Annotated in this window: 11 protein-coding genes; 6 read left to right on the top strand and 5 right to left on the bottom strand. The window is 72.4% G+C overall.

From position 1 onward, the window contains the following. Positions 1-11: 11 nt before the first annotated feature. Positions 12-1,325, bottom strand: a complete 1,314-nt coding sequence (locus OG210_RS02720; RefSeq protein WP_328332770.1) for a GAF domain-containing protein — start codon at positions 1,323-1,325, stop codon at positions 12-14. Positions 1,326-1,858: 533 nt separating this feature from the next. After that, positions 1,859-3,496 (bottom strand): acyl-CoA dehydrogenase family protein, encoded by a 1,638-nt coding sequence (locus OG210_RS02715; protein ID WP_371534918.1) that lies wholly within the window; start codon positions 3,494-3,496, stop codon positions 1,859-1,861. Between the two features lie 17 nt (positions 3,497-3,513). On the opposite strand from OG210_RS02715, the gene OG210_RS02710 reads away from it, so the two are divergent. Both OG210_RS02710 and OG210_RS02705 read left to right on the top strand, forming a co-directional pair. Beyond that, positions 3,514-4,668 (top strand): YihY/virulence factor BrkB family protein, encoded by a 1,155-nt coding sequence (locus tag OG210_RS02710; RefSeq protein WP_328332774.1) that lies wholly within the window; start codon positions 3,514-3,516, stop codon positions 4,666-4,668. 41 nt (positions 4,669-4,709) lie between these two features. Continuing rightward, positions 4,710-5,453: a DUF6597 domain-containing transcriptional factor gene (locus OG210_RS02705; protein ID WP_371534917.1), complete on the top strand. Its 744-nt coding sequence runs from the start codon at positions 4,710-4,712 to the stop codon at positions 5,451-5,453. On the opposite strand, the gene OG210_RS02700 is transcribed toward OG210_RS02705, so the two are convergent. Beyond that, a complete protein-coding gene (locus OG210_RS02700; protein ID WP_328332776.1) occupies positions 5,381-5,812 on the bottom strand; it encodes a VOC family protein in 432 nt (143 codons plus the stop codon). The genes OG210_RS02705 and OG210_RS02700 overlap by 73 nt on opposite strands. Before the next feature lie 311 nt (positions 5,813-6,123). Between OG210_RS02700 and OG210_RS02695 the strand changes: the two genes are divergently transcribed. Further along, a complete protein-coding gene (locus OG210_RS02695) occupies positions 6,124-8,502 on the top strand; it encodes a LuxR C-terminal-related transcriptional regulator (protein WP_328332777.1) in 2,379 nt (792 codons plus the stop codon). A 72-nt stretch (positions 8,503-8,574) separates the two neighbouring features. On the opposite strand, the gene OG210_RS02690 is transcribed toward OG210_RS02695, so the two are convergent. Together OG210_RS02690 and OG210_RS02685 are read right to left on the bottom strand one after the other, a co-directional pair. Then, the gene (locus tag OG210_RS02690) at positions 8,575-8,925 is read right to left on the bottom strand and encodes a hypothetical protein (RefSeq protein ID WP_328332778.1); all 351 of its coding nucleotides are present in this window, start codon (positions 8,923-8,925) and stop codon (positions 8,575-8,577) included. Between the two features lie 92 nt (positions 8,926-9,017). Continuing rightward, a complete protein-coding gene (locus tag OG210_RS02685; protein WP_371534916.1) occupies positions 9,018-13,052 on the bottom strand; it encodes an amino acid adenylation domain-containing protein in 4,035 nt (1,344 codons plus the stop codon). 248 nt (positions 13,053-13,300) lie between these two features. Between OG210_RS02685 and OG210_RS02680 the strand changes: the two genes are divergently transcribed. From OG210_RS02680 to rsgA, 3 genes are all read left to right on the top strand, one after another. After that, entirely contained in the window at positions 13,301-14,284 is a 984-nt protein-coding gene (locus tag OG210_RS02680) for a L,D-transpeptidase (RefSeq protein WP_328335649.1), read from the top strand. Positions 14,285-14,431: 147 nt separating this feature from the next. Next, positions 14,432-15,646, top strand: coding sequence for a low temperature requirement protein A (locus OG210_RS02675; protein ID WP_328332782.1), 1,215 nt, complete (start codon positions 14,432-14,434; stop codon positions 15,644-15,646). Positions 15,647-15,920: 274 nt separating this feature from the next. Further along, positions 15,921-17,072: a ribosome small subunit-dependent GTPase A gene (rsgA, locus tag OG210_RS02670; protein ID WP_328332784.1), complete on the top strand. Its 1,152-nt coding sequence runs from the start codon at positions 15,921-15,923 to the stop codon at positions 17,070-17,072. The last annotated feature ends 65 nt before the right edge of the window (positions 17,073-17,137 follow it).

The raw sequence follows: 17,137 nt of genomic DNA, 5'->3' as shown, positions 1-17,137 counted from the left end.
TGGATGTCTGTTCAGGAGACAATTCCCGCCTGCGGAACCGACCGGCGCACGGCGGGCGCCGTCGAGTGCGGAAGCAGTTCCGCCGGGTCGTCCGGGCCCGTGACCGCCACCTCGACCCCTTCGGCGAACCGGTACGGGCGGTGCGCCAGCACCTCGGCGAGACCGCGGCGCACCCGCGACATCTCCGCGCGCACCGTCACCGTCCGGGTCGCGTCGCCGAACAGGTCGTCCGCCAGCTCGGCCGCTGTGCGGCCCTCGCGGTGCAGGCTCAGCACGTACAGCAGCTCCGCGTGGCGGGGCGTCAGATCCTGGGTCCAGCTGCCGGACGCTCCCGACACGGTCACCGACCAGCGCCTTCGTCCGCTCAGATCGAGAACGACGCGGCTCACCGCGGCCCCGCCGGCCGGCTCCCGCACCCCGGGCCCCTCCTCGTCCAGCCGGATCAGCCAGCCCCCGGGCAGCGGCTCCACCGAGCACATCCCGAGCGAGGGCAGCCAGACCCGCCCCGGGCCGAAGGACTTGGCCAGCGGCAGGCGGCCGGCCGGCGGCATCCCGGTCACCGCGGCGGGCCAGCCGTGCGCGTCCACCACCAGGGCCCGGCCGCCCACCCTGCTCAGGATCGGCGCGGCCACCGACCGCAGCCGTTCGACGGATTCGAGATGCCGGTCCCGCAGCTCCGCCGCCGCCAGCCGGGCCACCGAGTCCACCAGCGCGAGCATCGCCGGATGGAAGGTGGAGTCGGGGCCGCTGACGTCGATCACCCCGAGCAGCCGCCCGTCGCGCGGATCCTGCACGGGCGCGGCGGCGCAGGTCCACTCCTGCAGTGTTCGGACGTAGTGCTCGGCGGAGTGCACCTGGACGGTCTGGCCGGTCGCCAGGACGGTGCCGACCGCGTTGGTCCCGGTGGAGCCCTCGCTCCAGGCGGCGCCCTCCTGCAGCCAGATACCGTTGGCGCGGCGCAGGACGGCCCGGTTGCCCTCCCGCCACAGCACCCGGCCGTCTCCATCGGTGACCACCATGACCTGCATCGACGCGTCGGCGACCGAGGCGAGTCCGCGGCTGAGCGTCGGCAGCAGCTCACCGAGCGCGGTCGATCTGCGCCGGTGCTCCAGCTCCTCCGTACCCAGCAGCACACTGCTGGTGTCCCGCTCCGGGTCGAGGCCGATCCGGAGCATCCGCTGCCACGAAGCGCCGATGACGGGGCGCGGCGCGACCTCCGGACGGTCCCCGGCCAGCGTCGCCTCACGTATCCCGTGCAGGGTGCGGGCGGTCTCGCGGGTGTGCCGGGCCGGGGGGCCGGCCGCGTTGGTGGCTCCGGTCCTCATGGGTACTCCCGAATGTGATCCACGACGTCGCACTGGACGTCGGACTGATGGTCCAGCTGGGCCGGTTGACGCGGTGCCCCATCGTGCATCTCCGGGGACCCGGCGCACCGGACTTCAGCAGAACCTGTGCAACCGTCTGCAACCCTGGCGTAAGTACCCCCGGTTGTACGAGGGTGGGGGCTGCCCAGCCGGGGTGGTGCCGTGTCGGCGCAGCATCAACCCCGGCTGGTCCCCGTGCTGCCCGCAGGCGCCCTGGACCGGGTCCGCCGGCTCCGCGTAGGGCCTCTCGTTTGGATCATGCCGGGCTCGCGGGGTCTGGCACGCGCATCTGCGGCGTTGTCGTCAATCACCATGGCTCCTTCCCCAAGTTCTCGGCTTCGCTCGAACAGGGGAGGCCCCAATCGCCTCAATCCTCCGCCTTGCAGCTGCGCTCGGCATCCAAAGGGCAATCAAAGAGCCGAGACGAAGTGAGCGAAGCGAACGCAGTGCACCAGACCCCGCTCCCTGATCCGGCCTGATCCAAACGAAAGGCCCTACGCGGCGGCCCGTGCCCGGTCGACGACCGACCCCAGATCCAGGGTGTGCGGCAGCGTCCCGAACGCCGTACCCCAGTCACCGCCCAGCCGCGAGGCGCAGAACGCGTCGGCGACCTCCGGCGGCGCCCAGCGCACCAGCAGCGACCCCTGGAGCACCAGCGCGATGCGCTCGGCGACCCGGCGCGCACGGGCCTCGATGCCGTCCAGATCGGCGAGTTCGGTGAGCAGGTCCCGGATCGCCCGGTCCAGCCGGTGGTCGGCGCCGCGCGCCCTGCCCACCTCCTGGAGGAACGCGTTGAGCGCCTGCGGCTCGCGCTGGAGCGCCCGCAGCACGTCCAGCGCCTGTACGTTCCCCGAGCCCTCCCAGATGGAGTTGAGCGGCGACTCGCGCAGCAGCCGGGGGAGCCCCGACTCCTCCACGTAGCCGTTGCCGCCCAGGCATTCGAGAGCCTCCGCCACCACAGGCGTACAGCGTTTGGTCACCCAGTACTTGGCGGCCGGCACCGCGAGCCGGAGGAACGCCCGCTCCTCCTCCGTGTCGCTGTCGTACGCGGCGGCCAGCCGCATCGCCAGCGTCGTCGCCGCCTCCGACTCCAGCGCCAGATCGGCCAGGACGTTGCGCATCAGCGGCTTGTCGATCAGCTCCCCGCCGAACGCCCTGCGGTACGTGGCGTGGTGCACCGCCTGCGCCACCGCCTGCCGCATCAGCGCGGCGGAACCGATCGCGCAGTCCAGCCGGGTCGCCGCCACCATCTCGATGATGGTGCGCACCCCCCGGCCCTCATCACCCACCCGGCGCGCCCGGGTCCCGTCGAACTCGACCTCCGCCGACGCGTTGGACCGGTTGCCGAGCTTGTCCTTGAGCCGCTGGATCGCGAAGACGTTGCGCTCCCCGTCCGCCAGCACCCGGGGCACCAGGAAGCAGGTCGGCCCGTCCGGCGCCTGCGCCAGCACCAGGAAACCGTCGGACATCGGCGCCGAGCAGAACCACTTGTGGCCGGTGAGCAGATATGCACCGCCGTCCCCCGCGGCCGGCACCGCGGCGGTCGTGTTGGCGCGGACGTCGCTGCCGCCCTGCTTCTCCGTCATCGCCATCCCGAACAGCGCACCCGGCTTCCGGCCCGGGGACCCCAGCTCCCGTTCGTACACGTGCGAGGTGAGCCGCGGCTCCCACTCGGCGGCGAGGGCGGGGTCGGCCCGCAGCGCGGGCACCGCCGCATGGGTCATCGACACCGGGCAGCCGTGCCCCGCCTCGACCTGCGACCACACCAGGAACCCGGCCGCACGCCGCACATGCCCGGCCGGCCGGCCCCAGGCGTCCGTGAGCCCCGCCGACACGGCCTTGCCGAGCAGCCGGTGCCAGGCCGGATGGAACTCGACCTCGTCGATCCGGTGCCCGTAGCGGTCGTGGGTCCGCAGCCGCGGCGGGTTCTCGTTCGCCTGGAATCCCCACTCGCGCGCCTGCGCGGACCCGGCGCTGCGGCCCAGCTCGGCCAGCTCCTCCCGTACGCCGTCGACGAGTTCCGGCGCGGTGTGCCGGTCCACGGCCTCGGCCAGGACCCGGTCGGTCGTGAAGACGTCATGTCCCACCAGCGGCGGAGGCTGGTTGGTCACTGTGTGAGTGCTCGGTGCCATGGGGCTACGGTATGGAGGTGCAGGCAGCAAATGAAACAGGGGAGCAGCATCCGGGTCTGCTCCATCGGGCCAGAGCCCTCTATCGCAATGTCTCCAAACGCAGAATGGCGTGGTTGCTCCTCAAGGACACCATCAACTCGTGCATGGAGTACCGGATCCTGGGGCTCGCGGCCGAGGCGGCGTTCTTCACGCTGCTCTCCCTGCCGCCGCTGCTGCTCAGTCTGATCGCACTGCTCGGCTACGTCGACGGCTGGACCGACACCCATACCGTCGCCAGCCTGGAGAAGAACATCCTGCACGCGGCGAGCACGGTCCTCTCCGACCGGGGTGTCCACGACTTCGCCGAGCCGCTCCTGGAGAACGTCACGCACGGCAAGCGCCCCGACGTCGTCTCCATCGGTTTCGCCTTCGCCCTGTGGTCCGGATCACGGGCGGTGAACGTCTTCATCGACACGATCACGGTGATGTACGGGCTGGACGGCCGGCGCGGCATCGTCATGACCCGGCTGCTCTCCATCGTGCTGTACGTCGTCGCGCTGGTGATCGGGGCGGTGGTGCTGCCCCTCGCGGTGGCGGGCCCCGACCGGGTCGTGCAGTTCGTGCCCGGCGCCGAACAGGTCATCGCGGTCCTGTACTGGCCGGTTGTCATCCTGCTGTCGATCGCCTTCCTCACCACGCTCTACCACGTGTCGGTACCGGTGCGCTCGCCCTGGATCGAGGACACGCCGGGGGCCCTGGTGGCGCTGTGCATGTGGTTCCTGGGGAGCCTGCTGCTGCGCATCTACCTCACGAGCACGGTCGAGGGACCGACGATCTACGGCTCACTGGCCGCGCCGGTCGCGGTACTGCTGTGGATCGGGGTCTCGGCCTTCGCCGTCCTGGTCGGCGCCGCGGTCAACGCGGCGATCGACCGGATCTGGCCCTCGGTGGCCAAAGCGGCGGCACGCGCGGCGAACGAGCGGCTCCGGCTCCAGCAGACCGCCCGCCCCGAGGGCGGAGCGCACACCCCGGACCACCCGGGTGCCGGAGCCCCCGAGGCCGACGACGAAGGGTCGGACATGCCGTCCGAATTCCCCGAGCGCTGGTCGAAATTCCTGCCCCCCGAGGACGTCACCGCCCGCCTGCGCACGAAGAAGCCCGAGGACAGACGGTCGACACCGGACCAGGACTGACGGCGTCCCCACGCCACCGAGCCGGCACTAGTCTGGCGAGGGTGTACGCAGAGTGGGCCTCCCGGCTGGCCGGAGCCGTCGTGTGGACGCGCACCGTGCGCGGCGGGGCCGCGTACCCGGTGCTGCCCGACGGGTGCGTGGACCTGCTCTGGACCGGCGGCAGCCTGCTGGTCGCCGGACCCGACACCCGTGCCTTCGTACCGGACGCCGCACCCGCCGACCGGTACGCCGGAGTGCGCTTCGCCCCCGGCACGGCACCGGCGTATCTCGGTGTGCCGGCGCACGAACTGCGCGACCGGCGGGTCGAGCTGAGCACCCTGTGGCCCGGCGCCGGCACGCGCAGACTCACCGAGCGGATCGACGCGGCCCCCGATCCGGCCGCCGCGCTGGAACGGCTCGCCCTGCGCCGCGCGGCGTTCACCGCCCCGCCCGACCCGCTGCCGCAGGCCGTCGCCGCGTATCTCGGTGCCGGATGGACCGTGGCCGCGGCGGCGGACGCGGTCGGGCTCGGCGCCCGCCAGTTGCACCGCCGTTCGCTGGACGCCTTCGGCTACGGCCCGAAGACCCTCGCCCGGGTGCTGCGCCTCCAGCGCGCACTGGCCCTCGTCACTGACGGGGTGCCGTACGCGGTCGCCGCTGCGGCCGCCGGATGCACCGACCAGGCCCATCTCGCCCGGGAGATGCGCAGCCTGGCCGGTATGTCCCTCAGCTCCTACCTGGCGGCCCGCGGAGTCTCGGCGAACAGCGACACCTCGCAGCCGTCCGGGTCGAGCAGCGTCGCGTAGCGCTGGCCCCAGACCGCGTCCCAGGGCTTGAGGTGCCCGCGATGCCCCGCCCCGACCAGCGCCGCGTACAAGGCGTCGACGCCGGCTGGGGAGTCGCAGGCGAAACAGAGCCCGGTACGCCCGCCCGGCCGCGGGCGCCACTCCGGGTCGAACGAGCGGACCGTCTCCTCGGTGTCCCACAGGACGCGGAGACCTCCCGGGAGCACCGCCTCCGCGTGCGGCAGGCTGTCGGCCCCGGCGGGGATGTCCAGACCGAGCCGGCGGTAGAAGGCCAGCGAAGCGGCCATGTCGGCGACGACCAGGCCGATCGCGTCGAATCGCGCGGCGGGGGCGGTGGTTGAGGTGGCCGGCTGAGTCATGGCGCCACCGTAGGCAGCGGGCCGCCGGGAGTCTTGTACGAATCGGACGTGACGCCCCGGCCCCCTGGACTCTCCGTACGCCGTCCCGGGGCGAGGGCGCCATCCCCGCCCCGGACCGCGCGGCGTCCTGCCCCCGGGCAACCGTCCCCGGGGTACCGCGGGTTACGGCTTTGGGAAAGGCTTGGGAACGCCCTTACGGAAAACGTTCCCGCCCGGCCCGCCCGGGTCGCTCGTCCGGTGGCTCTGCCGGTCGCCCGCTGTCACTGACCGTGGTGGACCCCGTACTCTGAGGTGCGCGACAGAGACGCGCGGTGTACGCAGAGACGTTCAGGAAGCGCGGCGGGGGCGGTATGGCACTCGGTTACAGCCGGCGCACCGGCGAACTGCCCGCGGAAGTCACCGGATTCGTCGGCCGCTCCGCGGAGCTCGATCGGACGCGCGAGCTGGTGGCGCGGGCGAGACTGGTGACCCTCGTCGGCCCCGGCGGAGTCGGCAAGAGCCGGCTGGCGCTGCGCGCCGCACTGACCCTCAAAGGGAACTACGCGGACGGTGTCGTCCTGGCCGAGCTCTCCTCGCTGCACGACCCGGAGCTGCTGCCCCAGGCCGTGGCGACCGCGCTGGGGCTGGCCGAGCCGTCCGGGCGGGTCCTGCTCGAGGTCGTCATGGAGCATCTGCGGCAACGCCGGCTGCTGCTCGTCCTGGACACCTGCGAACACCACCTCGACGCCTGCGCGTTCCTCGCCGACCTGCTGCTGCGCGAGGCGCCCGGGGTGACGGTGCTGGCCACCAGCCGGCAGCCGCTGGACGTCCCGGGCGAACACACCCTGTACGTACCACCGCTGGCCTGCGACGACGCGACGACGCTCTTCGAGCAGCGGGCCGCTGCGGTGGTGCCCGGCTTCCGGATCAACGCGGGCAACCACCAGGACGTGCTGGCGCTCTGCCGCCGCCTGGACGGCATTCCGCTCGCCATCGAGCTGGCCACCGTACGGCTCAGAGCCATCCCGCTGGACCAGCTGACCGCCCGGCTCGAACAGCGCTTCCGGGTGCTCACCGGTGGCCGGCGCAGTGCCGTGCTGCCCCGCCACCAGACGCTGCGCACCGCGATCGACTGGAGCCACGACCTGTGCTCGGCCGAGGAACGGCTGCTCTGGGCGCGGCTGTCGGTGTTCGCCGGGCCGTTCGACCTGGCGGCCGTCGAAGAGGTCTGCTCGGGCGCCGGGCTGCCGCGCGACGAGATCCTGGAGCACCTCATCGCCCTGGTCGACAAGTCGGTGGTGCTGCGGGTGCAGCGGGACGGCGACGACGGCTCCCGCTACCGGTTGCTCGACACCATCAGGGAGTACGGAGCGGACCGCTGCGCCGCGCTGGGCGACGAGCAGGAACGCTGCCGCGCCCGCCACCGCACCCACTATCTGACCCGCGTCCAGCACTTCTACGAGACCGTGCTGACGTCCGAACAGGTCACGCTCTACTGGGAGTTGTACCGTGACCTCCCTGATCTACGGAGCGCACTCGACTACTCGCTCTCCCGGCCCGACGGCATCAGGCCCGGACTGGAGATGGCCGCGAGGCTCTGGCCGTTCTGGCTGACGGCCGGGCTCTCCGAGGAGGGCCGCTACTGGCTGGGCAAGGGCATCGACGCCGACCCCGAACCCTGCCGCGAACGGGCGCTCGCGATGCTCTGGCGCAGTCTTCTCGCCCTGGTCCAGGGCGATCTCGAACCGGCACTGGCCGGATTCGAGGCGACCAGGAAGATGGCAGGACAGGCGGGCTCGGAGCTCGATCTCGCCCTCGCCACCGGCTACACCGGCGGCGTCCGCTGGCTCCTCGGCGACCCCGAGACGGGACAGCGGCTGCTGGACGAGGCGCTGGCCCGCCAGCACCGGATCAACGACCGGCTGGGACTGGTCGTCTTCCACTACCAGAAGGGCTACATGCACGCGGTGCTGCGCGACTCGGACGCAGCGGTCGAGGAGTGCGAGAAGGCGCTGCTGCTGCTCGGCGACGAGAGCGGCGAATGCATCATCAAGGGCCAGATCCTGGTCATCGAGGCCATGGCGGCCTGGGGGCGGGGGGAGCCCGCGGAGTGTGTGGCGCTGGCCCGCTCCGGTCTGCATCGCAGCCGCGAGGTCCGGGAGATGTTCGGCGCGGCGAACAGCCTGGAGCTGCTGGCCTGGGGCGCCGCCGACCTGGCGAACCCCAGCAGGGCGGCCTGGCTGCTGGGCGCCGCCGGGGCGCTGTGGCGCAAGGTCGGCTCCCCGATGATGGGGGCCGCGGTGTACCTCGACGACCACGCACGGGTGGAGAGAGCCGTCCGCGCCGAGCTGGGGGACGCGGAGTTCGCCCGGCTGTTCGCGCAGGGTGCCGAACTCCCGCTGGACCGGGCCGTCGAGCTGGCGCTCATGGATGCCGACACCCCGGCCACCCGCCTGCCCCGGCAGCCGGAATCGGCTCCGGGCGACATGCTGACCCGCCGGGAGCGGCAGGTGGCCGCGCTGGTCTCCGAAGGGCTCACCAACCGGGAGATCTCCGAACAGCTGGTGATCTCCAAGCGCACGGCCGACGCCCACGTCGAACACATCCTGGCCAAGCTCGGCTTCTCGTCCCGCGCGCAGATCGCGGCACTGGCGGGGCACCCCCAAGTCACGGTCACGGCCACGGGCCCGGAAGCGGCGCCACCGCAGTAGCCGCCCGCCCGGCGCCGCCCGCCCCGGGGCAGCGCCGGCCGGCGGCAGCAGGGTCCGCCGCCGGCAGCGGCGTCAGGGGCGCCGGTCGCTCTGGCCGCAGATCCAGGACAGCGCGTCGTACAGCCCGCGCGCATAGTCGTCCGGGACACCGCGCTGCACCGCGTCCTCCAGCTGAACGGTCACCGCGTCCACCTCGGCGGTCAGCCGTCCGAGGTCCGGGGCGCCGCCGGTGATGCCGGTGGCCGGTGCCGCGTCCGCCCGGCCCAGGGCCCACTGATACCCGGTCAGTACACCGCGCGAGAGCGGCGTCTGCGCGTCGGGAGCCGCTGCCACTTCCACCTTCCGGTACGCCGCCTCCACTTCGGCGCGGTACCTCGTACCCACGCGTTCGTCGTCGAATGCTTCTCTCTCCGGGGTGCTCATACCTCTGAGTGTGTCCGATTCCTTCGTGGTGATGTCTCCGGGGAGGCCCCGCCGGGGACGGTTTCCGGCGCCCCACCGCGTCCTGCGTCCGGTCAGACGGAGGACGCGGTGGCGGCGTCCAGATGGCGGTTGAGGGACCGCCCGATGTGCGCGAGCGGCGCCGCCTGGGTCATGGCGTGATGGGTGCACGCGATGTCGTGCGACTCGATCCGCCCGGTCACCCAGGGGCGCCACGCCTCCCCGGTGAGGGACTGCGCCGACTTTCCCTGGGTCGCGTGGAAGTACAGCAGATCCCCTTCGAACACGCCCTCGACGAAGGTCGGCTGGAGCCGGACCGAGTTGGTGAGGACCGAGGTCATCGCCGCCACATGGTGCTCGGCGAGTCCGTCGTGCTCGGTGAGCGGGGCAGGGCGCCCGTTCCCGCCGTCGCTGCTGAGGATCGCCGCGACATCCGTGGCGGTCAGCGCCGAGAGACCGGGGCCCTGCGGGGTGTGCCCGGCCGCTTCGAGCAGCAGCGCCAGGGCCGCGTGGTCGTCGGGCAGCGACCGGAGCCGGCTGCGCGGGTCGATGGGGCGGGAGTCCAGCATGGCCAGCAGGGCGACCTGTTCGCCCCGGTCCTGGAGCCGGACCGCGATGGCGTGCGACAGCGCGCCGCCCAGGGACCAGCCCAGCAGGTGGTACGGGCCGGACGGCTGTACGGAGCGGATGTGCGCCACATAGTCGGCGACCATCTCCTCGAAGGTCGCGGGCAGCCCTCCCGGCCCGGTGAGCCCCCGCGCCTGCAGCCCGTACACCGGGAGGTCGGCTGCGAGATGGCGCGGCATTCCCGCATAGCACCAGCTCAGACCACCCGCCGGGTGGACACAGAACAGCGGCGGCCGGGAACCGTCGGTGCGCAGCGGCAGCAGCATCGCGAAGGGGTCCTGGGCGGCGCCGCTGTCGAGCAGCCGGGCCAGTCCGGCCACCGTGGGCGCCTCGAAGACCGCGCCGATGGACAGGGCCGCGCCCAGCGACGAACGGATGCGGCCGATGAGCCGGGCGGCCAGCAGCGAGTACCCGCCCAGGGCGAAGAAGTCGTCGTCGATGCTGACGTCGCCGACGCCCAGTACCTCGGCGAACAGCGCGCAGAGCGTCTTCTCCTGCGCGCTGCGGGCGGGCCTCCCGGGCTGTTCGACCGCCGCCTCCGGCGCCGGGAGCGCGGCCCGGTCGAGCTTTCCGTGCGGCGTGAGCGGCAACGTGCCGAGCAGCAGATACGCGCCGGGGACCAGGTAGCCCGGCAGCCGCTCCGTCGCCCAGGCCCGCAGCTCGGCGGCGGACGGGGCACCGTCGGCCCCGGCCCTCGGCGCCGGGACCGGGACCTGCCGGCAGGCCGGCACCACATAGGCGGCCAGGACCGGTTCGCCCCGCGGAGACTCACGTACCGCGACCGCCGCGCGGGCCACCCCGGGGTGGCGGGTGAGCACCGTCTCGATCTCGCCCGGCTCGATGCGCAGCCCCCGGAGGCTGAGCTGGTCGTCGGTGCGCCCGAGGTACTCCAGCGTGCCCCGGGTGGTCCACCGCACGAGATCGCCTGTGCGGTACATGCGGCTGCCCGGCGCACCGAACGGATCAGCGAGGAAACGTTCGGCCGTGAGCCGGGGCCGGTTGAGATAGCCGCGCGCCACCTGCGGGCCGGCCAGGTGCAGTTCGCCGGGCACCCCGGGCGGCACCGGGTTCAGGGCGGGGTCCAGGACATAGGCGCGGACGTTGTGACCGGGCCGCCCGATGACCGGCAGCTCACCCTCCGCGTCCAGCCGGCAGTACACGGCGTCGACCGTGCACTCGGTCGGGCCGTAGTAGTTGTACGCGGCCGTGTCCGGGCACTCCCGCAGCGTCTGCCACAGCGCCTCGTCCAGCGGCTCCCCGCCGACCATCAGCAGCCGGGGGCGGTGCCGGGCGCCGGTGAGCAGACCGGCGGCGATCAACTGGTGCAGATAGGAGGGCGTGACATCCAGGAAGTCGATTCCGTGCCGGTCGGCATAGCCGGCCAGCGCCGCCGGATCCAGCCGTACGGCGTCGTCGATCACATGGAGCTCCTGGCCCGCCGCCAGAAAGAGCGGACCCTCCCACGCGGTGTCGAACGTGAACGTCGCGGTCAGCGCGGCCCGCAGCGGCCGGCCCGCCGCCGCGACCGCCGGCGCGATCAGTTCGCTGTGGTGGTCGGCGCAGAGATTGCTGAGCGAGCGGTGCTCGACGACCACGCCCTTCGGCGCCCCGGTGGACCCCGAGGTGTAGCTGACGTACGCGGGGTGGTGCGGCAGCAGCGGGGCCCGGCGGTCGCTGTCGCCGGGGTCGGTGTCCGGCCCGGCTGCCAGTTCGCTGACGGTGCCGGGGGCGTCGACCAGCAGCGCGGGCACGGCGGCGGGCAGCCCGGGGGCGGCAGCTGCGGTGGTGACGACACAGAGCGGGGCGGCGTCGGTGAGCAGATACCGGATGCGTTCGGCGGGGTGCTCCGGGTCCACCGGTACGCACGCCGCGCCCGACTTGAGCACCGCGAGCAGCGCGACCGGGTAGTCGGCGGTGCGCGGCAGCGCCAGCGCGACGAAGGTCTCCGGACCGGCGCCGCGCGAGATCAGCAGCCGGGCCAGCCGGTTGGCGCGCGCGTTCAGTTCGCCGTACGTGAGGACGCTCGCACCGCACACCAGCGCGGTCGCCTCCGGCGCACGGCGGGCCTGGGCCTCGAACAGCTCGGTCAGCGTGGCGGCGGGCACCGGGCGCCCGGTGTCGTTCCAGCCGCTCACCACCCGGTGCCGCTCGTCGGACGTCAGCAGCCCGATCTCCGCGACCGGCCGGTCGGGACCCGCCGTGGCCAGCGTGTCGAGCAGGGCCAGGAACCGCCGGTGGTGCTCGGCCGTGACCTCCGCGCTGTACAGGGCGGGGTCCGCGTTGAAGTCGATCCGCAGCGAACCGTCCGCCGGGCGGTCGTACACGTTCACGCCGAGCCCGGTCACCGGGCCGTTGGAGAGGTTGTGCAGGACGGCGGGGTGCCGGCCGAACGCCAACTGCGGGTCGTATCCCATGATGTTGATGCCCCAGTCGCCCAGGTACCCCCCGGTGGGGATACCCCCGAGGTCCTTGACGAGGTACGGCGCCGGGTAGCGCTGGTGGCGCAGCAGCCCGCGGGCCTGCCGCGCGGTGTGGCGTACCAGCTCGGAGACCGTGCCGCCGGGCTCGGGACGTACCGACAGCGGAAGTACGTTGGCCAGCATCACCGGGACCGTACGGGCGACCGCTCCGGTGCGGCCGGTCACCGTCAGATCGAGCGACACCTCGTCCCGTCCGCTCAGCCGGTGCACGTACAGCGCGAGCGCCGCCATCGCGACCGACGGCAGGCTCGTCCTGGCCTGCCGGGCCAGGGCCCGCAGCCCGGCGGCCGCCGGGGCGCCGACCGGGCCGCTCTCCCGCACGAAGCGGTGCGGGACCGACTTCAGCCGGCCCGCCGCGTCGGGCACGGCCGGGTGGCCGGCGAGCTGCGCCGCCCAGTACTCCCGGTCCTCGGCGAACCGCTCCGACGCGTGGTACGCGGCCTCGTCGGACAGCAGTTCCTCCAGCGTCCCCCAGGACGGGTCGGGCCGGAACCGGCCGGACTCCAGCGCGGAGTAGAGCTCGGCCACCCGCTGGATGAAGAGCGAGAAGCCGTAACCGTCGAGCGCGATGTGGTGCACGCTGATGTAGAGCAGGAAGCAGTCGTCGGCCGTCCTGAGCACCGCGAAGGTGAAGAGCGGCGGACGCCCGAGGTCCAGCGGGCACCGCATGTCGTCCCACATCCAGGTGTGTGCGGCGGCCCACGGGTCGTCAGCGCCGCGCAGGTCCACCAGCGGCAGCGACCACTGCGGCGCGGGCCCGACGAGCTGCCAGGTGCGGCCCTCGCCGTCGGTCTCGAACCCGGCCCGCAGCGCCTGCGTCTCGCCGACGGCCTCGCGCAGGGACTCCTCCAGCAGCTCAAGGTCGAGCGGGCCCCGGATCTCGACGAACTCGGCCGCGCGGTAGTTGGGGTTCTCCGCGTCCAGCTCCTGGGAGAACCACATCCCCGTCTGTGCGGCGGTCAGCGGCAAGCGACCGTTCCGGCTGCCGGACTTCCTGTTCATGCGTGCCGTCTCCTGACGCGGGTACTTGGTCTACGGGCCATCAGGGCCAACGAGCGTCACCGGACAGGTGTATTGGTCCGGGGCGAAACTCTTTGGACCGGCGTTCCCGGACGGGCCGCACGCCGAGTGCCCTGTTCCGTACCAAGACTTGGCCTGCGCTTTACGAGAAGTTCTGCAACCGCCGCGCCCCGGCTAATGTCTCTACTGGTGTTGTATTCAGCGGGCAGTGATGTGAGCGGAGCATGAGCATGGGGCGGGTCAAGGGCGGCATAGGGATCGCACTGCTGGTCAGCGCGGTACTGGCGGGCACGAGCGCCTGTGGGGGAAGTGCCTCGGCGTCCGCGTCGGGCGACTCGGCGAACGGGGGGTCGCCCAAGGCGTCGGCGGCCGCACACCCGTCACCGACTCACCCCGCGGGCCCGCCGATGCTGCTGGAGACGATAGCTCCGAAGACCGGTACGACCGTCGGGGTCGCGATGCCGATCTCGGTCGTCTTCACCAACCCGGTCGCCACCTCGGCCCGTGCCAAGGTCGAGAAGCACCTCAAGGTCTCCACGTCCGCGCCGGTCACCGGCGCCTGGCACTGGTTCAGCAGCACCCGCGCCGACTGGCGGCCCGAGAAGTACTGGCAGCCCGGCACCAAGGTGACGCTGGACGCGGACCTGAAGGACGTGAGCAACGGCAACGGCCGTTACGGCACGCACAACTACCAGCACAAGTTCACCATCGGTGACGACGTCGAGGCCACGGCTTCGGTGCCCGGCCACTCGATGAAGGTGACGCGCAACGGCAAGACGGTCCGCACCCTCCCGATCGACGCGGGCAGCCCCAGCTTCCCCTCCTGGGACGGCACGATGGCCGTGATGGACAAGGCCAAGGAGGTCCACATGACCTCGTGCAGCGTCGGCATCAGCTGCACCAAGGGCAGCCCCGACTTCTACGACCTGACGCTGCCCTGGGACGTGCACCTCACCAACTCCGGCACCTACATCCACTACTCGACCGGCGACCCCTACCCGGGCCACAGCTACGGCTCGCACGGCTGCGTGCACCTCTCGATGGCCGACGCCAAGTGGTTCTACGACTACGTCAAGCAGGGCGACCCGATCACCATCACCGGCTCCCCGCGCGGCAAGGCGGCCGGTGACAACGGCTACGCCGACTTCAACCTCTCCTGGGAGCAGTGGCTGAAGGACAGCGGCAGCGGTCAGCAGACGACGGCCACCGGCTGACCCACCGCACCGGCCCGGTGCACCCCGGCCCGGCCCGCGTTTCCCGGCCCGCAGTTCTCGCTGCGGGCCGGTTCGCGTGTCAGGGTGAGGTGTTGAGGGGCCCGGGACGGGGCCGGTGCCGGGTGCGAGTGGAGGAACGGCGCGCTGATGAGCGAAGAGACAGCGGCGTCCGGGGCGGGACATGGCGGGTTCCCGCTGCCAGGAGTGCGGATGCGGGCCCGGGACCCCGACGAGCCGCACCGTGCCTCCACCCCGCTGGAGCTCTTCTTCGACCTGTGCTTCGTCGTCGCGGTGTCCCAGGCGGGCAGCCGTCTGGTGCACGCGCTGGCCGAAGGCCACCCGGCCCACGGGATCACCGGCTATCTGCTCGTGTTCTTCGCGATCTGGTGGGCCTGGGTCAACTTCTCCTGGTTCGCGTCCGCGTACGACACCGACGACGTGCTCTACCGGATCGCCACCCTGATCCAGATCGCCGGGGTGCTCGTCCTCGCCGCCGGGGTCCCGCGCGCCTTCGACCACGCCGACTTCGGGGTCGCGGTCGTCGGCTACCTGATCATGCGCGTCGTGCTGACGCTCCAGTGGCTCCGGGCGGCGCACAGCGAGACGGGCGACGCCAGGACCACGGCCCTGCGGTACGCGGCCGGGCTCGTCGTCGTACAGATCGGCTGGGTCGTTCTGCTGCTGCTGCCCCACGCCGTGTGGCAGTGGGGCTTCGTGCCCATGGCCGTCGCCGATCTGTCGGTGCCCGCGTTCGCCGAACACCGCCACCGGACCCACTGGCATCCGCGCCACATCGCCGAGCGCTACGGGCTCTTCACCATCATCATGCTCGGTGAGACCGTCGCCGCCGCGACCGTCGCGGTGCAGTCGGCGGTGGACGAGTCGGCCGCACTCGGCGAACTGCTGCCGATCGCGGCGGGCGGTCTCGTCATCGTCTTCGCCGCCTACTGGATCTACTTCGCGGTGCCCATCCACGAGCACCTGGTCTCCAACCGGCAGGCGTTCCTCTGGGGCTACGGCCACTATCTGGTCTTCGGGTCGGCCGCCGCGATCGGCTCGGGTATCGAGGTCACCGTCGAGCAGGTGACGGGCCACGCGCACATCACGGCGGTCGCGGCAGCGGCGGCAGCCACCGTGCCCACCGCGCTGTTCCTGCTCACGGTTTCGCTGCTGCACACACGCCATTTCAAACGGGGCGCGGCCCAGCAGGCGGTCCTGCCGGTCAGCGTGCCACTGGTGCTCGCGACCACCTTCGCCGGCCACTGGGCGGTGCCGCTGGCCGGCCTCGTCACCGCCGCCACCGTCGTGGTGGGCAGCACGCTGGCGCACCGGAGTCCCCGTACGGCGGGGCTGTCCACCTGATCGCCACCTCGCCCACCTCGTCCATTGAGCCCGGCCGAAAAAACAGGTGGTGCCGCGCGCGGTGGCCGGGCTAGTGTCCCACTCGTTCCGCACGGCGGTGGCGCAGTACGCCATGGCTGTGGCCGCTTCATGTGTGATCCGGGAGGTGTGACCGATGACTGTCGTTTCCGCGGTGGGCGTTGCCCGCACTCAGCCAGTCGTTCCTCTCTCCCGCGGTCCCCGGGTGACCCTTCTGTAAGTCGCCTGCCGGGGCTGCCCCTTGAAGGGTTCCCCCTTGTCTTCTCTCTCCTCTTCCGCTTCCGGTCTCTCCTCTTCCGATGCGGCCTCCGCCGCGTCCGCGCACCCGCTCGCCCTGTACGGCTGGGACGGGCGCTGGGAGGCCGAGTTCGCCCCCTACGCCGCACAGGGGCTGCTGCCCGGCCGGGTCGTACGCGTCGACCGCGGGCGGTGCGATGTCATCACCACGGCCGGACTCGTGCGGGCCGACACCGAGTACGTCGTACCGCGCGACCCCATGCGGGTCGTGTGCACCGGCGACTGGGCCGCGGTCGACCCGGCCGGTGACCCGCAGTTCGCACGGGCGCTGCTGCCGCGCCGGACCGCCTTCGTGCGCTCGACGTCGTCCGACCGGTCCGAGGGCCAGATCCTCGCCGCCAACGTCGACCACGCGATCATCGCCGTGTCGCTGGCCGTCGAGCTCGACCTCGGCCGGATCGAGCGGTTCCTCGCTCTGGCGTGGGAGTCGGGCGCCACGCCACTGGTCGTCCTCACCAAGGCCGACCTGGTACCGGACCCCACCGGGCTCTCGTATCTCGTCGACGACGTCGAGACCACCGCACCGGGCGTACAGGTGCTGCCCGTCAGCTCCGCCACCGGCGACGGCTTGGACGTCCTGGCCGCCGTGGTCGCCGGTGGGACGAGCGTGCTGCTCGGAGCCTCCGGCGCGGGCAAGTCGACCCTGGCCAACGCACTGATCGGCGCCGACGTGATGGAGGTGCAGGCCACCCAGGCCACCCGGGACAGGGACGGCAAGGGCCGGCACACCACCACCACCCGCAATCTGCTCGTCCTGCCGGGCGGGGGCGTCCTCATCGACACCCCGGGGCTGCGCGGTGTCGGGCTCTGGGACGCGTCGAGCGGGGTCAGCCAGGTCTTCTCCGAGATCGACACGCTCGCCGAGCAGTGCCGTTTCCACGACTGCGCCCATGAGTCGGAGCCGGGGTGCGCGGTGCTCGCGGCCATCGACGACGGTTCGCTGCCCGTCCGCCGCCTGGAGAGCTACCGCAAGCTGCTCCGGGAGAACCAGCGCATCCTCGCGAGGACCGATGCCCGGATGCGCGCCGAGATCCGGCGGGACTGGAAACTGAAGGGCGCGGAGGGCCGGGCCAACATGGAGGCCAAGCGCGGCAAGGTCCGCAAGCCCTGAACGGATCCGCTCCCCGGCCCCTGGCACCGCGGTCCCGGACGCGCTGTCCGATTTCCGCCAGCGAG

Source organism: Streptomyces sp. NBC_00466 (assembly GCF_041433995.1).
Classification (GTDB): domain Bacteria; phylum Actinomycetota; class Actinomycetes; order Streptomycetales; family Streptomycetaceae; genus Streptomyces.
This window is presented reverse-complemented; position numbering and strand designations above follow the sequence as displayed.